Here is a 15,083-nt window from a genome sequence, read left to right as displayed (position 1 = left end):
TCAGGGGCGCGCCGCGTCGAACATCAGCAGCGCGAAGACCACCCCGTGAACGAGCGTCAGGCCGAGCACGGGGGCGAAGCAGTACCGCCACCAGTTCATCCCGTAGTCGCCGATCGCGGGCGGCCAGCTGAGCCGCTCGTAGCTGAGCAGGCCGCACCACCCGATGGCGATCACGGTGAGGGCGAGGGTCGAGGCGAGAGTCATGATCTGCATCGTCTCGAGGTCGCGCTCCGTGATGTTCGCGAACCCCTCGATGCCGATCATCGCGCCCGCCACGGCGCCGAAGGCCATCTGTGCGATCCAATGCAGCAGGAGGGAGACGGCAAGGGCGACGAGGCTGACCGCCCACGTGGTCGACGTGCGGCGGCGGCGCCAGTCGGCGGGGCCCGGGCCGAGCGCCTCGCGGAGCTCGCCCGACGCGGCCGCTGGACGGGTGTCGCGCGGCACGGCAGCCGGGTCGTCGGCCAACATGGTCGCGTCAGGAATGGCCGTGGCGAGGGCCGACTCGGCACGCACGAGCTCCGCCTGGGCCGCCTCGGCGAGCAGCTGAGCGGCGGCGACGCGTTCCCGTGCGCGGGTCACGCGATCGAACGCCTCGCGGCGGGTGATGGGTGCGTCGGGCATGGTCATGATGCTAGGGCTTCGCCGTCTCGCTCATTGCGCCGTCCGCCGGGCATTACCGTGGAGGGTGACCCCTTCCAGCTCTCCACCGAGGTCGCCGACGCGCTCGCCGGCGGCCGTCCCGTCGTCGCGCTCGAATCGACGATCATCAGCCACGGGCTGCCGCGCCCGCGCAATCACAAGGCGGCGCTCGAGTTCGAGCAGCTGCTGCGTGATCAGGGCGTCACGCCCGCGACGATCGCGGTGCTCGACGGGGTGCCGCAGATCGGACTGGATGCCGATGGCGTGCGTCGCATCGCCGAGGACGAGCTCGCCAAGGCCTCCGTGCGCGACCTGCCGATCCTCGCGGCGCTCGGGCGTTCGGGGGCGACCACCGTCGCGGCGACGGCGCACCTCGCGAGCCTCGCCGGCATCCGCGTGTTCGCCACGGGCGGCCTGGGCGGCGTGCACCGCGGTGCCGCCGAGACCTTCGACGAGTCGGCCGACCTGCCGACCCTCGCCGAGAACCCGGTGACGGTCGTCTCGGCGGGCGTCAAGAGCGTGCTCGACATCGGCGCGACGCTCGAGCGGCTCGAGACGCTCAGCGTGCCCGTGATCGGCTACCGCACCACGGCGTTCCCGGCGTTCTGGCTGCGCGAGTCGGGCTTCGAGCTCGACTGGAAGGTCGACTCCGCCGAGCAGGTCGCGGCGGTCATGGCGGCGCGTGACGCGCGCGGATCGCGCACCGGCATCGTGCTCGCCAACCCCATCCCGCTCGAGCAGCAGTGGGACCCCGCCGAGCACGACCGGGTGCTGCGCACCGCCTTCGCCGCAGCCGAAGAGGCCGGCGTGCGCGGCAAGGCAGTGACGCCCTTCCTGCTCGGCTATGTCGTCGACGCGTCGGGGGCAGGAGCCTCGAGGTCAACCTCGATCTCGCCCGCAACAACGTGCGGGTCGCTGCCGAGGTCGCGATCGCCTGGTCGCGCCTCACGCCGCGCGCATGAGAGGCGAGCGGGTCGTCGTGATCGGCGACCTCATCAACGACATCGTGGCCGTGCCGCGCGAGGCGATCCGCCCCGACACCGATACGACCGCCACGATCAAGCTCGCATCCGGGGGTCGGCGGCCAACACCGCGACCTGGCTCGCGAGCCGCGGGGTCGCCGTCGACTTCGTGGCCGCCGTCGGGTCACACGACGCCGCCTTCCACGAGGAGGAGTTGCGTGAGGCGGGTGTCACGCCGCACCTGCAGGTCGAGATCGGCGTGCCGACCGGCACCATCATCATCGTCGTGCAGGGCGCGCAACGGTCCATGCTCACCGAGCGCGGGGCGAACTCGCTGCTGCGGTCGGCATCCGTCACCGACGAGCTGCTCGCGGGCGCGCACCTGCTGCACGTGAGCGGCTACAGCGTGGTCGACGGCTTCGGCGTCGCGGGCACGCGGTCGCTGCTCGGGCGGGCGGCGGATGCGGGGGTGCCGGTGTCGGTGAACCCCGGCTCGATCGGGTTCATCTCGGACTTCGGCGTCGAGCGTTTCCTCGAGGCGATCCGCGGGGCGCGCCTGCTGTTCCTGAGCGCCGACGAGGCGACGCTGCTCACCGGGGAGGACGACGCGGATGCTGCAGCACGGATGCTCGCAGCGAGCTTTCCGCTCGTCGCGCTCACCCGCGGCGAGCGGGGCGTGCTCGTCGTCGCTGACGGGGCGGCACCCGTGCCGGTGCCCGCGCGGTCGGTGCGGGCGGTCGACCCGACGGGTGCGGGCGACGCCTTCATCGCGGGCTTTCTCGACGCCTGGCTGCGTACGGCTGATCCGATCGCGGCGGCCGAGGCAGCCGTCTATGTCGCGGCGCGCGCCGTCATGGTGATCGGCGGGCGGCCGCCGGTCTAGCGCGGGGATGCTCAGCCGCGCTCGGCGCTCGCGCGCAGCCTCGCGGTGATCTGCGCGAGGCGCTCGAGTTCCTCGGCGTCGAGGGCCGACATCCACGCCATGATCGAGCGCGCGTGCTGCGCGCCGACGCGGCGGAACACCTCGGCGCCGTGCTCGGTGAGCTCGACGATCGTGCCGCGGGCGTCGTCCGGATCCCTCCGCTTCACGACGAGGCCGCGCCCGACTAGGCGGTCGAGCAGGCGGCTGACGCTCGGCTGGCTGAGCAGCAGCAGGCGGTTGAGATCGCGGATGCGGGCCGCACGACCCGGCTGCCGGTAGAGGTTGAAGATGACGTCGTACTCGGTGAGGCTCACCTCGTCGTCGGGGAACTCGGCGTTCAGGCGGCGCATCACCGCGACCTGCGCGCGGTAGAGGGCCTCCCAGGCGTCGACCGGATCCGTGCTCACGAGGCCAGCCTAGAGAGTGTCACCGGTAGGCGGTTGGGGAGCGCATCGCGCAGCGATACGCGTCTTGAAACCGCGCCTTAACGTGATTGAGGGCCGGCCGCAGAGGCGAGCGGCCGACCCTCTCCCTTGCACCAAGAGTGTCCTGCAATCACATTCCGCTTGATCCGCCACAGCAAACGAATCAAGCGCTTTCAATGTATAACGGAAAGGTAACGCTGTCTAGTTATCCGTTCGTTATTTTTCTGACGAGTTGCGCGAGGGCCCGAATCCCGGCTCCCGCCGCGATCACCAGGGCACCGCCGACGACCGACGCCGGCGGCAGCGTGGCGGCGAGGAGCACGCATCCGGCGGCCCCGACGACTGCAAGCGCTCGCGGAAACCGCCGATGTTCGCGGTCCTGTGTGAGCGCGGCGAGGTTGGCGACCAGGTAGTAGAGCAGCACCCCGAACGACGAGAACCCGATCGCCCCGCGCAGGTCGGTGACGAGCACGAGTGCGCACACCACCATGCCCAACAGCAGTTCGGCGCGTTGCGGAACAGCGAAGCGTGGATGCACGGCGGCGAACCAGCGTGGGAGGTCGCCCGTGCGTGCCATCGCGAGGCTCGTGCGCCCGATGCCGGCGAGCAGGGCGAGCAGGGCACCGAGCGCGGCGAGCGCCGCACCGACGCTCACCACGGGAGCCGCCCACGCCCATCCGCCCGCCGTCGCGACGTCGGCCAGCGGTGCGTGGGATGTCGCGAGCGCGGGCGCTCCCACCACGAGCAGGGCCACCACCGCGATCGTGGCGTACACGGCGAGTGCACCGCCGAGCGCCCAGACGATGGCACGAGGAATCGTGCGCGCGGGATCTCGCACCTCCTCGCCCAGGGTGGCGATGCGGGCGTATCCGGCGAAGGCGAAGAACAGCAGCCCGGCCGACTGCAGCACCGCGTAGACGGTGGTCTCGTCGCCCCCTGGCACCAGCTGCGCGGGCTGCGCGTCGCCCGAGGCGAGCCCCGCCGTCACGACGAACGCGAGCACCGCGAGCACGATCACGACGATCACCTTTGTGGCTGCGGCGGTGCGGTGCACGCCGAGGCAATTGACGAGGGTGAGCGCCGCGACACCGGCGCTCGCGAGGGGCTTCTGCCACTCGGGAGGCGCGACATACGCGGCGAAGGTCAGCGCCATGGCCGCGCAGCTCGCGGTCTTGCCGACGACGAAGCACCATCCGGCGAGGAATCCCGGCCACGCGCCGAGCCGCTCGCGCCCGTACACGTAGGCGCCGCCCGAGGTCGGATATTGGGCCGCGAGCTGCGCCGACGAGGTCGCGTTGCCGTACGCCACGACGGCCGCGATGAGCAGCCCGATCAGCAGCGCCGGCCCGGCCACCGCGGCGGTCGGCGCGAGCACCGCGAACACGCCGGCACCGATCATCGATCCGAGGCCGATCATCACCGCATCCGCGAAGCCGAGGCGCCGGGCGAGGGGCTCTCGGGGGCGGATGCGGCGGTCACGCCGTCAGCCTAGAGCGAGCAGGTGAACACGAATCCGCACTAGCCGATGGCTGCCGCGATCGCCTCTCCGAGTTCCCGTGGTCGCGTGAACTGCGGCCAGTGGCCGGTCGGCAGCTCGACCCAGGTGACGTCCTCGAGCGCGCGCAGCTCGGAGAAGAAGGGGCTCTCGAACCACTCGCGGTACTCCGCCTCCGTACGGGAAGTGGCGATGAGGGTCGTCGGGATGCCACGTCGCCGCTCGTCGCGCAGCTGCTGCCCGTCGCGCGCGGTTCCTGCGGGCTCCGGCACGGCATCCGCGCGCATCCGGGCGCGCAACCCCTCGTCGAGGTCGCGCACGTCGGCGTCGTCGAAGATCGCCCAGTCGGGCAACGGCACCGCGCCGTCGACGACGGGCAGCTCGTCGTTGTTGGCCATGCCCTCGGGGAGCGGCCAGGTGTCGACGTAGACGATGCGCGCGACCCGATCTATGCGCTGGTCGGCCGCGCCGTAGACGATCGGGCCCGCCCCGGAGTGCCCGACGAGCACGACGGGATCGGGGTGGCGATCGATCTCGGCCACGATCGCCGCGACCTGATCGGCGAGCGTCACCGCAGATGGGTCGTCGCCGTGGCCGAGACCGGGGCGGGTGATCGGATGCGTGCGATGCTCGGCGGCCTCGATGGGCGGGAGTGCTGCATCCCACGAGTCGCCGCGCAGCCAGAAGCCGGGAACCAGGATGACGTCCATGCCGCGACGTTAGCGGCAGCCCCCGTCACGCGTCGCCGTCACGCGTCACGCGTCGTCGAGCGCCCCGAGCCACTGCTTGAGGATGCGCGCGAGCGTCTCGCGATCGGATGCCGCGAGCAGCCCCACGAGGCGGTGTTCGTTGGCGATGTGGTCGGTGAAGGCCGCATCGATGAGCTGCCGCCCGCGGTCGGTGAGGCCGATCCGCCGGCCGCGTCCGTCGGACGCGTCGGGCGTGCGCGTCACGAGGCCCGCGGCCTCGAGGCGGTCGATGCGTTTGGTCATGGCGCCGGTCGTGACCATCGTGTGCCGTGCCAGCTCGCCGGCCGGAAGCTCGAAGGGGCGCCCGTGCGACGCAACGACGCGAGCACGTCGAAGTCGCCCTCGCCGAGGCCGTGCTCGCGATACACGGTGATCAGCTCGTCGCGCAGCCGATCGGCGAGGCGGTGCAGGCGGCCGATGACGCCCTGGGGCGTCGGGTCGAGGTCCGGGCGCTCGCGGCGCCACTGCTCCTGGATGCGATCGACGCGGTCGTCGGGAAGAGGCGTGGGCACACGGGAATAATACCTTCCCCGGAAGGTATATACCTTCCATGGAAGCTAACCTGCGGTCCGTTCTCATCACCGCCATCGCGCCCGTCGCCTGGGGCGCCACCTACTACGTGACGCAGTTGCTGCTGCCCGTCGACGCGCCGCTCTGGGGCTCGGCGCTGCGCGCGCTGCCCGCCGGCATCGTGCTGCTGCTGATCGCCCGCACCCGGCCCCACGGCATCCGAGACTGGAGCCGCACCGCGCTTCTCGGCCTGTTCGGCGTCGGCGGCTTCTTCCTGCTGCTCTACATCGCCGCCCAGCTGCTGCCCACGAGCATCGCCTCTTCCATCATGGCGGCATCCCCGCTCGTGCTCGCGCTGTTCGCGTGGGCGCTCGCCGGCCAGAAGCCCACCGCGCGGATGTTCGCGGGGGCCGCGATCGGCATCCTCGGAGTGCTGCTGCTCGTGGCGGGCGCGTTCGGGGCGATCGACATGTGGGGGTGGCGGCGTCCGTCGCGGGACTCGTGATGTCGTCGCTCGGTTTCGTGCTCACGAAGCGGTGGGGCATGACGGCGGATCCCGTCGGCGCGAGCGCCTGGCAGCTGCTGTTCGGTGGCGTGCTGCTGCTGGTCGTGGCGGTGGTGTTCGAAGGCCCGCCCCCGGCGCTCGACCTCGGTGGCTGGCTCGGCCTCGCGTACGTGGCCCTCATCGGCACGGCGCTCGCCAACGTCGCGTGGTTCCACGGGCTCGAGCACCTGAGCGCGGGCACCGTCGGCATCGTCGGTCTGCTCAACCCGGTCACCGGTGTGCTGCTCGGTCTGCTGCTGGGCGGCGAGAGCCTCGGCGCCGCGCAACTGCTCGGCATCCTGCTCGTGCTCGCCGGCATCGTGATCGGCCAGCAGCGGATGCGCCGCGCGCGCCGCGCGCCCGCGCCGACTCCGACTCCGGCATCCGGCCCCCGTGCTCGCCCCCACCCCCGTGCCCGCTGTGTCGAAAATGCAGGAGAACTCGCGCGGCTGACACGCCAGACCCCGGACAACTCGGGGGCGCGCCGAGACTTCTCCTGCATTTTCGACATCAGCCGGGCGGATGCGACGGCCCGAAGCGGATGCGGCGAGGCGTGGCCGGGGAGCAGCCGGGGGAGCCGGCTCGCTCAGAACACGTCGGGCGACGGCGTCGACGCCCAGCGGATGGTGACATCCGCGTGGCGGTCGAACCGGTAGCCGAGGCCGCGCACGGTGCGCACGATGTCTTCGTAGGCGCCGAGCTTGGCCCGCAGCCGCCGCACGTGCACATCGATCGTGCGCTCGTTCGGCACGTCGTCCCCGCCGTCGGCCCACAGGGTCGAGATGATCTCGCCGCGGTCGATCGTGCGGCCCTCGCGCAGCACGAGGAACTGCAGCAGCTCGAACTCCTTGTAGGTGAGCGGGGCGGTGTCGCCGTCGAGCTGTACGCGCTTGCGGGAGATGTCGATCACGACACCGCCCTTCGGCTCGGGCGGCTCGACGGGCGCCACGGTCTGGCGGTGCTTGGCGAGGGCGGCCGGGTCCTGCAGGGCGAGGCGCACGACCTCGACGTCGCGACCGCCCGCACCGTGCGGGGCGAGGGCGACCGCGGCGTAGGTCTCGGCGTCGGGCACGAGCTCGGCGACGGTGCGCTTGAGCGCCTCGACCAGTTGGGGCAGCGAGACGCCCGAGCCGGCGGCCTTCAGCTCGTCGACGCCCACATACAGCGCGAAGCCGCGGGCCTCGGTGCCTTCGGGGACGGCGCGGATGCGCGGACGCTCCGGCTCGGGCGCCGGCTGCGGCACGGCGCGCGGCACGGGGTAGCGGCGGGTCTGGGGACGGAGGGTGTCGAGGGTGGCGAGAGACATGTCGTCGAATCCTTGCGAGGTGTCGGCGGCCGCATCAGAAGCGGCGGGCCGAGGGTTGTCGAAGCGGGAAGCGTCATCCGGAGAAGGTCCGGATGTCGGGGAGTTCACCATGTGGGCAACTCGGGCGAGGCGGCCGTCAGGCACACATTCGACAACACATGACCGAGCGCGTCGGCATCATGCCGACAGTCCCAAGGGCCTCGAAGGAGGTCGTGGGGCGAGCGAGAGCGGTCATGCCTGCCAGTTTGGGCGAGTATGACGCCGCGTGTCAACCGCACGCCCGAGCGTCGTAACACAACGCGTAACAGAACGGATGTGTGCTAAGCCCGCGCGAACGGTCACCGGTGTCGGCACGCGAACGGCCGGGAGTTCGCGTACGGCCGGCCGTTCGGCCGAGCGCCGCGGATCATCGCGGCGCAAGAAGACTCAGACCAGGCCGTAGAGCCGATCGCCCGCGTCGCCGAGGCCCGGAACGATGTAGCCGCGCTCGTTGAGCTTCTCGTCGAGGGCGCCGACGACGACCGTCACCTCGCGACCCTCGGTCATCTTGCGCACCGCCTCGATGCCCTCGGGGGCGGCGATGAGGCACACGGCCGTCACATCCACGGCGCCACGCTGGAACAGGAACTCGATGGCCGCACCGAGCGAACCGCCGGTGGCGAGCATGGGGTCGAGGATGAAGCACTGCCGGTTCGAGAGGTCGTCGGGCAGCCGCTCGGCGTAGGTGGTGGGCTGCAGCGTCTCCTCGTCGCGCACCATGCCGAGGAAGCCGACCTCCGCGGTCGGAACGAGCTTCACCATGCCCTCGAGCATCCCGAGGCCCGCGCGCAGGATCGGCACGACGAGCGGCCGAGGGGCGGCGATCGAGAGCCCGACGGCTTCCGACACCGGCGTGCGAACCGTGACCTCGGTGGTGCGCACATTGCGGGTCGCCTCGTAGGCGAGCAGCGTCACGAGCTCCTCGGTGAGGGCGCGGAACACGGGCGACGGCGTGCGCTCGTCGCGCAGCACCGTGAGCTTGTGCGTGATGAGCGGATGGTCGGCGACGTGCACTCGCATAGGCTTCAATCTATGCCCTCTCGGAGCGACGCGGAGGCCATGCGCCTCGCCCTCGCCGAGGCGGAGCTCGCCCTCGCATCCGGCGACGTGCCGGTGGGCGCGGTGCTGCTGGATCGCGACGGCACCGTGCTCGCCCACGGGCGCAACGAGCGCGAGAAGCATGCCGATCCGACCGCGCACGCCGAGATCGTCGTGATCCGGCGGGCAGCCCAGCTGCGCGGCGACTGGCACCTCGACGACACGACGCTCGTGGTGACGCTCGAGCCCTGCGTCATGTGCGCCGGCGCGATCCTCGCGGCGCGCATCCCGCGGGTCGTGTTCGGGGCGTGGGATGACAAGGCGGGTGCCGCGGGCAGCGTGCACGACCTGCTGCGGGATCGCCGACTGCCCTACCGCGCCGAGGTGGTCGCGGGCGTGCTCGAGGCAGAGTGCGCCGCCCCGCTCACGCGCTTCTTCGCCGACGCTCGCGCATCCGAGCTCTGAGGCGTCACCCTGTGCCGCCGGTGAGGGTCAGTCGGCGCTCTTGATCACGATCGCGTCGGTGGAGGGATGCTCGCCGCGCGCGACGTAGATGTCGGGCTCGAGGTAGATCACGCGAGCGGCGGGCACGGCCGTGCGCACCGCCGACTCGATGGCGTCGATCGCCGCCGCCACCTCGACCGCGCGCGTGGCGCGCGGCACCGCGATCTTGGCCGCGACGAGCAGCTCATCGGGGCCGAGGTAGAGGGTCTTCATGTGGATGACCGCCTCCACGAGCTCGTGCCCGTTGAGCGCCGCCAGGATCTTGGCGTGATCGTCGGGGTTCGCGCCCTCGCCCACGAGCAGGCTCTTGGTCTCGACGCCGAGGATCACGGCGACGAGCACGAGCAGCGTGCCGATCGCGATCGTGCCCACGCCATCCCACAGGTTGTCGCCTGTGATCACGGTCAGCCCCACGCCGATGAGCGCGAACACGAGGCCGCACAGCGCCGCCACGTCTTCCAGCAGCACGACGGGCAACTCGGGCTGCTTGGCCCGCCGCACGAACTGCACCCAGCTCTGGCGGCCGCGCACGTGGTTCGACTCCTTCACCGCGGTGCGCAGCGAGAAGCTCTCGAGGCAGATGGCGATCACGAGCACGAGCACCGGCAGCCACCAGTTCTCGAGCGGGTGCGGGTGGGTGAGCTTGTCGATGCCCTCGTAGATCGAGAACACGCCACCGACCGAGAAGAGGATGATCGCCACCACGAAGGCGTACACGTAACGTTCGCGTCCGTAGCCGAACGGATGCTCCGCATCCGCCTTCTTGCGCGCCTGGCGCCCGCCGAGCAGCAGCAGCAGCTGGTTGCCGGAGTCCGCCACCGAGTGCACGCCCTCGGCGAGCATCGAGCTGGATCCCGAGAAGGCCCACGCGATGAACTTCGTGATGGCAATGCCGAGGTTGGCCAGGAAGGCCGCGATGATCGCCTTGGTGCCGCCGGACGCGCTCATGACCCGATTCTAGGATGAGGGCCATGACGACCCTTCCGCCCCTCGCCGTACTCGGTGCCGGTTCGATGGCGGGAGCCATCGTGCGCGGCCTGATCGCCGCGGGTGTCGACCCCGCATCCGTCGCCGTGAGCACGCGCACCGCGGCGTCGGCCGGGGCCTGGCGCGCGGAGGGCGTGCGCGCCCTCGCGCTCGAGGATGACCCGGGTGCGAACACCGCGGTCGTGGCGGGCGCCGGCATCGTGCTGGTCGGGGTGAAGCCCGCGATGGTGCTCGACACCCTGCGCGAGGTGGCGGGGAGTCTCGACGCGGATGCCGTGGTGGTGAGCGTGGCCGCGGGCATCCCGACCGCCGCGATGGAGGCCGTCGCGCCGAACCCCGTCGTCCGCGCGATGCCCAACACGCCCGCGCTCGTGCGGCGCGCCGTGACGGGCGTCGCGGCGGGATCGCGCGCGGGCGCAACCGAACTCGCGCTCGCCCGGGAGCTGTTCACGGCGGTGGGTGCCGTCGTCGAGCTGCCGGAGCACCGTATCGACGCGCTCTCGGCGATCTCGGGCTCGGGGCCGGCGACGATCTACTTCCTCATCGAGAAGCTCACCGAGGCGGCCGAGGGTCTCGGCTTCGCCCGCGCAGACGCCCGCCTCATGGCCGAGCAGACCCTCATCGGCTCGGCGCTGCTGCTCGAGTCGACGGGCGAGGAGCCGACCGAGCTGCGCCGTCGCGTGACGAGCCCGAAGGGCACGACCGAGCGGCTCATCGCGGTGCTCGACGAGGCGCATCTCGACGAGGTCTTCGGTCGGGCAGCGGATGCCGCGATCGCCCGCGCGAAGGAACTCGCCGTCGGCTGAGGAGACCTACTCGAGCGCCGCGAACTTCTCCAGATCGGAGGTCGAGCCCGAGGCGATGATGAGGTGGTGGTTCGTGATGACCGTCTCGGCCGTCGCGTAGGTGAAGTCGTTGCCCGGGCTCTTCACGCCCACGACCGTGATGCCGTACTTCTGCCGCACGTGCGACTCGGCGAGGCTGAGCCCGCGGATGGGCTTCGGCGGGTACATCTTGACGATCGCGAAGCCATCGTCGAACTCGATGAAGTCGATCATGCGGCCCGACACGAGGTGCGCGACGCGCTCTCCGGCCTCCGCCTCCGGGTAGATGACGTGGTTGGCGCCGATGCGGCTGAGGATCTTGCCGTGCGACTGGCTGATGGCCTTCGCCCAGATCTGCGGCACCTTGAGGTCGACGAGGTTGGCGGTGATGAGCACGCTCGCCTCGATCGAGCTGCCGACGGCGACCACGGCGATCTGGAAGTCCTCGGCGCCGATCTGGCGCAGCGCGTCGATCGATCGGGCGTCGGCCTGCACGGCGTGGGTGACGCGCTCCGACCACTTCTGCACGAGCGTCATGTCTTCGTCGACGGCGAGCACGTCGCGGTTGAGGCGCTGCAGCTGACCCGCGGTGGCCGCACCGAAGCGACCGAGTCCGATCACGAGCACGGGAGCGTCGTGGGCGATCTTCTCAACCAACGATGGGCCTCTCCTCGGGGCGACGGAAGAGCTGCCGCCTGATGGACGCCGCGAGCGCCGCGGCGAGAGTCACTGTACCGATGCGGCCGAAGAACATGGTGGCGGCCAGGATGTACTGCGTCGGCTCGCTCGCGCCCTGCGTGAAGCCGGTGGTGAGCCCGCACGTCGCGAAGGCGCTGATCACGTCGAACAGCACGTAGTCGAGCGGCGCGTCCTCGTTGATGAACATGATGAGGATCGTCGCGCCCGCCACGATGGTCGCGCCCCAGAGCACCACCGACACCGCCAGGCGCAGCACATCCGGCGGCACGCGACGGCCGTAGGCCTCCATGTCGTCGTTGCCGCGCGCCTCGGCGAAGGCGGCGAGGAACAGGATGGCGAGGGTCGTCACCTTGATGCCGCCCGCGGTCGACGCGGAGCCGCCGCCCACGAACATGAGCATGTCGGTCACGAGCAGGCTCGAGCCGTCGAGCTGGTCGATGTCGAGCGTCGAGAAGCCGCCGGATCGCGACATGACCGAGAGGAAGAGGCTGTTCAGGATGCGGTCGCTCGCATCCATGTCGCCCATCGTGTCGGGGTTGCCCCATTCGAGCCCGAGGTAGGCGAGTGCGCCGCCCACGATGAGCGCCCCGAACCAGACGAGGGTGAGCTTGACGTGCAGCGACCAGCCGTGCGGGTGCAGCAGGCGCTTGCGCAGGGCGTAGATCACGGGGAAGCCGATGGCACCGAAGATCGTGGCGATCATGAGCGCCCCGAGGAACCACCAGTCGTTCGCGAACGGCGCGATGCCCTCGGGGGCGGGGGAGAAGCCCGTGTTGGTGAAGGCCATCGCCGAGAAGTAGATCGACTCCCACAGCGCCGAATACCAGGGGTGCCCGCGAGCAGCAGGCGCGGGAAGATGAGCGCGGCGACGGCGAGTTCGATCACGATGACGCTCACCGCGACGGTCACCAGCAGGTTGCCGGTCTCGCCGAGGCGCACGGCCTGACCCTCCGAGATCGGCCCGCGGCGGATGCGCATGGGGTTCGCGTCGCCGGCCGCCATGAGCTTCTGGCGCAGGCCGAGCTTGCGGCTGATGACGAGACCCAGGATCGAGGCGACCGTCAGCACGCCGATGCCGCCGATCTCGACGCCCACGAATACCAGGACGTGGCCGAACGGCGACCAGTAGGTCGCCATGTCGACGGTCGACAGGCCCGTCACGCAGATCACCGAGACGGCCGTGAACACGGCATCCACGAGCGGCGCGCGCTCGCCGGAGCTCGTCGCGATGGGCAGCGAGAACAGCAGGGTGAACAGGATGACGAGGGTCGCGAAGATCGCGATCGCGAACCGCGCGGGGGTCAGCGTGGCGAAGTCGCCGATTCGATCCAGGAGTCGCGCCGACAACGGGTCGCGCTGCACCGGTCTGGTGCGCATCCGGTCCCCTCCGCTTCCGTCTGTCGAATCCGGGTCATGGTACTCCCGGGGCGCCCTGGCTAGTCTGTCGGAATGGCCGACATCTTCGACGTCCTCGCCGACGGCACCCGCCGCGAGATCCTTCGCCAGTTGCTCGAGAGCCGGGGCGAGCTCGCCGTGGGCGACCTCGTGAACGAGCTCGGCATCGCGCAGCCCACGGTGTCGAAGCACCTCAAGGTGCTGCGCGAGCACGGCCTCGTGGGGGTGCGCGAGGAGGGCCAGCACCGCTACTACCACCTCGACGCGAGCCCGCTCGAAGAGGTCGAGGTATGGCTCGAGCCCTTCACCGAGTTCACCGTCGCGACGGATGAGAACGGCGCCACCACGGTGTACGCCGCCTGGGCGGGGGCCGAGTTCGGCGGCCGCCTCGGCCGCACCGCGGCCGACACGGCGAATGCCGCGCGGGTCGCGTTCGAGACCGCCCAGGAGAAGCTCGAGGGCGCCCGGCAGCGCGTCGAAGACGCCCGCCACCGGGTGAGCGGCAAGCTCCGCAAGGGCGGCGACTAGCGGCGCCTACTCCGCGGCGAGCGTCTCGTGGATGCGGCGCAGGTCTTCCAGCAGCGAGCCCACGACGATCCAGTGCCCCGACGAGGGAGCCCCCACCGCGAGCGGTGAGGTGAGCGCGGGGATGCTCTCGGTCGGCGGGTTCGCCGGATCGGGGTTGGTGCGCCGCACGACGCGCCGCACATCGTGGGCGGCTCGGCGCAGCTGCTCGGCGATCGCGCGAACCGTCGGCTCGTCGACGAGGCTCGCGTCGTAGCGGTCGTACACCGCGCGGGTCATGCCGATCACCTGCGTGACGATCGGCCGCAGGCGCTCGAGGGTGGCCTCGAGCCCCACGAGCTCCTCGCGCCGCCGGCGGGCCCGCGGGTTGAGCGTGAGCGATTCCGCCCCGGTGCGCAACGCATCCTCGGCCGTCGTGACCATGGGGCGCATGAGGCGCACCGTGATCATGAGCTCTTCGAGCTGCGCGGGCGACTGGGGGTGCTGAGGCCCTCGGCGAGTCGGTCGAGGATGCCGCCACCTCGGTGCCGAGGGCGTCGATCGCGCGCTGCGCGGGGGCGAGAGCAACGGGCGGCACGAACACGAGGTTCACGACGAAACCGATCACCGCGCCGATGACGGTCTCGATCACGCGGTCGACGGCGTAGTCGGGCGTGGCCGCGCCGAGGGCGAGCACGAGCAGCGCGCTGATCGCGACCTGGTTCGAGGTGCCGGTGGTCATGCGCAGCGCCCACGCCACGGCGAGGGCGGCCACGACCGCGAGCAGCACGACCCAGGTCGCCTGCCCGAACGCGAGCGAGAGAGCGGATGCGATCACGACGCCGGCCACGACGCCCACCGAGCGCTCGACGGCCTTCGCGATCGACTGGTTGAGGCTCGGCTGCACGACCAGGAGTGCCGCGATCGCGGCGAAGACGGGCAGCGGGCCCGGCACCGCCCAGCCCGCGAGCAGCCAGGCCACGATCGTCGCGACGGCGGACTTCGCCACCTGCAGCCACGGCTGTCGCCGCGAGCTGCGGAACGCCGCCAGGAACTTCATGCCCCCAGGGTGCCACGCGCCGCTGCCGCTGCCTGGACACCGAGACCGTCCACCCCCTACTCTGTGGGCAGTGTGCTCCAGCCACAGGGGCCACATCGACCACACGAGACACAGAGGGCACGATGGCGCGGGATCTTTCGGATGTGCGCTTCCTGACGGTTCAGGAGGTCGCCGACATGATGCGCGTCTCCACGATGACCGTCTACCGTCTCGTGCACTCCGGTGAGCTGCCGGCCGTGCGCTTCGGGCGCTCGTACCGCATCCCCGAGTCGGCGGTCGCGGGAGTCGTCGGCATCGCCGATCACGACGCCCAGCGCGCTGGAGCTTAGAGCGAAGGCCATTTCTGGCCTTCGCAGCGACGCCAGCGCCGACGCCCGTCCCGGGCGTCGGTCTCCCAGGCGGGCCTGTTAGAATCTCCCGGTTAGGCTTCCCGCGGTTCGTCACGGACCAGGGTCCGCGACGAACGAACGAACGAGGT

General features: G+C 71.1%; 18 protein-coding genes and 2 pseudogenes. 7 read left to right on the top strand and 13 right to left on the bottom strand.

Features of this window, described 5'->3' with window-relative positions:
• Complete coding sequence (locus QQK29_RS04610; protein WP_284298181.1) at positions 1-624, bottom strand: hypothetical protein; 624 nt, start codon at positions 622-624, stop codon at positions 1-3.
• 57 nt (positions 625-681) lie between these two features.
• Here QQK29_RS04610 and QQK29_RS17805 point away from each other — a divergent pair, with 57 nt between their 5' ends.
• Positions 682-2,487, top strand: a complete 1,806-nt coding sequence (locus QQK29_RS17805) for a pseudouridine-5'-phosphate glycosidase (RefSeq protein ID WP_348533808.1) — start codon at positions 682-684, stop codon at positions 2,485-2,487.
• A gap of 11 nt (positions 2,488-2,498) precedes the next feature.
• On the opposite strand, the gene QQK29_RS04595 is transcribed toward QQK29_RS17805, so the two are convergent.
• From QQK29_RS04595 to QQK29_RS17795, 5 genes are all read right to left on the bottom strand, one after another.
• Complete coding sequence (locus QQK29_RS04595; protein ID WP_284298179.1) at positions 2,499-2,933, bottom strand: MarR family winged helix-turn-helix transcriptional regulator; 435 nt, start codon at positions 2,931-2,933, stop codon at positions 2,499-2,501.
• Positions 2,934-3,156: 223 nt separating this feature from the next.
• Complete coding sequence (locus tag QQK29_RS04590) at positions 3,157-4,419, bottom strand: APC family permease (protein ID WP_431308772.1); 1,263 nt, start codon at positions 4,417-4,419, stop codon at positions 3,157-3,159.
• A gap of 50 nt (positions 4,420-4,469) precedes the next feature.
• Positions 4,470-5,156, bottom strand: coding sequence for an alpha/beta fold hydrolase (locus QQK29_RS04585; RefSeq protein WP_284298174.1), 687 nt, complete (start codon positions 5,154-5,156; stop codon positions 4,470-4,472).
• A gap of 45 nt (positions 5,157-5,201) precedes the next feature.
• A complete protein-coding gene (locus QQK29_RS17800; RefSeq protein WP_348533807.1) occupies positions 5,202-5,456 on the bottom strand; it encodes a MarR family winged helix-turn-helix transcriptional regulator in 255 nt (84 codons plus the stop codon).
• The gene (locus QQK29_RS17795) at positions 5,435-5,707 is read right to left on the bottom strand and encodes a hypothetical protein (RefSeq protein ID WP_348533806.1); all 273 of its coding nucleotides are present in this window, start codon (positions 5,705-5,707) and stop codon (positions 5,435-5,437) included. Before QQK29_RS17795 ends, QQK29_RS17800 begins: the two co-directional genes overlap by 22 nt.
• Before the next feature lie 38 nt (positions 5,708-5,745).
• Here QQK29_RS17795 and QQK29_RS04575 point away from each other — a divergent pair, with 38 nt between their 5' ends.
• Both QQK29_RS04575 and QQK29_RS04570 read left to right on the top strand, forming a co-directional pair.
• Positions 5,746-6,210, top strand: coding sequence for a DMT family transporter (locus QQK29_RS04575; RefSeq protein WP_284298172.1), 465 nt, complete (start codon positions 5,746-5,748; stop codon positions 6,208-6,210).
• The gene (locus QQK29_RS04570) at positions 6,183-6,905 is read left to right on the top strand and encodes a DMT family transporter (protein ID WP_284298170.1); all 723 of its coding nucleotides are present in this window, start codon (positions 6,183-6,185) and stop codon (positions 6,903-6,905) included. The genes QQK29_RS04575 and QQK29_RS04570 overlap by 28 nt, the downstream gene beginning before the upstream one ends.
• Here QQK29_RS04570 and QQK29_RS04565 read toward each other — a convergent pair.
• Positions 6,836-7,555 (bottom strand): winged helix-turn-helix domain-containing protein, encoded by a 720-nt coding sequence (locus QQK29_RS04565; protein ID WP_284298168.1) that lies wholly within the window; start codon positions 7,553-7,555, stop codon positions 6,836-6,838. The two genes, QQK29_RS04570 and QQK29_RS04565, sit on opposite strands and share 70 nt — an antisense overlap.
• 426 nt (positions 7,556-7,981) lie before the next feature.
• The gene (upp, locus tag QQK29_RS04560) at positions 7,982-8,614 is read right to left on the bottom strand and encodes a uracil phosphoribosyltransferase (protein WP_284298165.1); all 633 of its coding nucleotides are present in this window, start codon (positions 8,612-8,614) and stop codon (positions 7,982-7,984) included.
• Between the two features lie 12 nt (positions 8,615-8,626).
• Between upp and QQK29_RS04555 the strand changes: the two genes are divergently transcribed.
• Positions 8,627-9,097, top strand: a complete 471-nt coding sequence (locus QQK29_RS04555) for a nucleoside deaminase (protein ID WP_284298163.1) — start codon at positions 8,627-8,629, stop codon at positions 9,095-9,097.
• A 27-nt stretch (positions 9,098-9,124) separates the two neighbouring features.
• Here QQK29_RS04555 and QQK29_RS04550 read toward each other — a convergent pair whose 3' ends face one another.
• Complete coding sequence (locus tag QQK29_RS04550; RefSeq protein ID WP_284298161.1) at positions 9,125-10,084, bottom strand: cation diffusion facilitator family transporter; 960 nt, start codon at positions 10,082-10,084, stop codon at positions 9,125-9,127.
• 23 nt (positions 10,085-10,107) lie between these two features.
• On the opposite strand from QQK29_RS04550, the gene proC reads away from it, so the two are divergent.
• Entirely contained in the window at positions 10,108-10,929 is an 822-nt protein-coding gene (proC, locus tag QQK29_RS04545) for a pyrroline-5-carboxylate reductase (protein WP_284298159.1), read from the top strand.
• 6 nt (positions 10,930-10,935) lie between these two features.
• On the opposite strand, the gene QQK29_RS04540 is transcribed toward proC, so the two are convergent.
• Positions 10,936-11,604, bottom strand: a complete 669-nt coding sequence (locus QQK29_RS04540) for a potassium channel family protein (protein ID WP_284298157.1) — start codon at positions 11,602-11,604, stop codon at positions 10,936-10,938.
• Positions 11,597-13,023, bottom strand: a pseudogene (locus QQK29_RS04535) (TrkH family potassium uptake protein). The gene QQK29_RS04540 and the pseudogene QQK29_RS04535 overlap by 8 nt, the downstream one beginning before the upstream one ends.
• 72 nt (positions 13,024-13,095) lie before the next feature.
• On the opposite strand from QQK29_RS04535, the gene QQK29_RS04530 reads away from it, so the two are divergent.
• Positions 13,096-13,569, top strand: coding sequence for an ArsR/SmtB family transcription factor (locus QQK29_RS04530; protein ID WP_284298155.1), 474 nt, complete (start codon positions 13,096-13,098; stop codon positions 13,567-13,569).
• A gap of 6 nt (positions 13,570-13,575) precedes the next feature.
• Here QQK29_RS04530 and QQK29_RS04525 read toward each other — a convergent pair whose 3' ends face one another.
• Both QQK29_RS04525 and QQK29_RS04520 read right to left on the bottom strand, forming a co-directional pair.
• On the bottom strand, positions 13,576-14,016 hold the full coding sequence (locus tag QQK29_RS04525; RefSeq protein ID WP_284298153.1) for a hypothetical protein: 441 nt from the start codon (positions 14,014-14,016) through the stop codon (positions 13,576-13,578).
• A gap of 187 nt (positions 14,017-14,203) precedes the next feature.
• A pseudogene (locus tag QQK29_RS04520) lies at positions 14,204-14,605 on the bottom strand (aromatic acid exporter family protein); the annotation flags it as partial.
• A gap of 122 nt (positions 14,606-14,727) precedes the next feature.
• Here QQK29_RS04520 and QQK29_RS04515 point away from each other — a divergent pair.
• Positions 14,728-14,934, top strand: a complete 207-nt coding sequence (locus QQK29_RS04515) for a helix-turn-helix domain-containing protein (protein ID WP_284298151.1) — start codon at positions 14,728-14,730, stop codon at positions 14,932-14,934.
• Positions 14,935-15,083: the final 149 nt, after the last annotated feature.

This window comes from Homoserinibacter gongjuensis (assembly GCF_030161875.1).
Lineage (GTDB): Bacteria > Actinomycetota > Actinomycetes > Actinomycetales > Microbacteriaceae > Homoserinibacter > Homoserinibacter gongjuensis.
Note: the sequence above shows the minus strand (reverse complement) of the source record. Positions and strands in the feature narration are given on the sequence as shown.

Excerpts from the sequence above, each read along its gene's own strand:
- QQK29_RS04530 (WP_284298155.1), top strand. The coding sequence starts at position 13,096 with ATGGCCGACATCTTCGACGTCCTCGCCGACGGCACCCGCCGCGAGATC.
- QQK29_RS04525 (WP_284298153.1), bottom strand. The coding sequence starts at position 14,016 with ATGATCACGGTGCGCCTCATGCGCCCCATGGTCACGACGGCCGAGGAT.
- proC (WP_284298159.1), top strand. The coding sequence starts at position 10,108 with ATGACGACCCTTCCGCCCCTCGCCGTACTCGGTGCCGGTTCGATGGCG.
- QQK29_RS04515 (WP_284298151.1), top strand. The coding sequence starts at position 14,728 with ATGGCGCGGGATCTTTCGGATGTGCGCTTCCTGACGGTTCAGGAGGTC.
- QQK29_RS04575 (WP_284298172.1), top strand. The coding sequence starts at position 5,746 with ATGGAAGCTAACCTGCGGTCCGTTCTCATCACCGCCATCGCGCCCGTC.
- QQK29_RS04565 (WP_284298168.1), bottom strand. The coding sequence starts at position 7,555 with ATGTCTCTCGCCACCCTCGACACCCTCCGTCCCCAGACCCGCCGCTAC.
- QQK29_RS04585 (WP_284298174.1), bottom strand. The coding sequence starts at position 5,156 with ATGGACGTCATCCTGGTTCCCGGCTTCTGGCTGCGCGGCGACTCGTGG.
- QQK29_RS04610 (WP_284298181.1), bottom strand. The coding sequence starts at position 624 with ATGCCCGACGCACCCATCACCCGCCGCGAGGCGTTCGATCGCGTGACC.
- upp (WP_284298165.1), bottom strand. The coding sequence starts at position 8,614 with ATGCGAGTGCACGTCGCCGACCATCCGCTCATCACGCACAAGCTCACG.
- QQK29_RS04555 (WP_284298163.1), top strand. The coding sequence starts at position 8,627 with ATGCCCTCTCGGAGCGACGCGGAGGCCATGCGCCTCGCCCTCGCCGAG.
- QQK29_RS04550 (WP_284298161.1), bottom strand. The coding sequence starts at position 10,084 with ATGAGCGCGTCCGGCGGCACCAAGGCGATCATCGCGGCCTTCCTGGCC.
- QQK29_RS17800 (WP_348533807.1), bottom strand. The coding sequence starts at position 5,456 with ATGGTCACGACCGGCGCCATGACCAAACGCATCGACCGCCTCGAGGCC.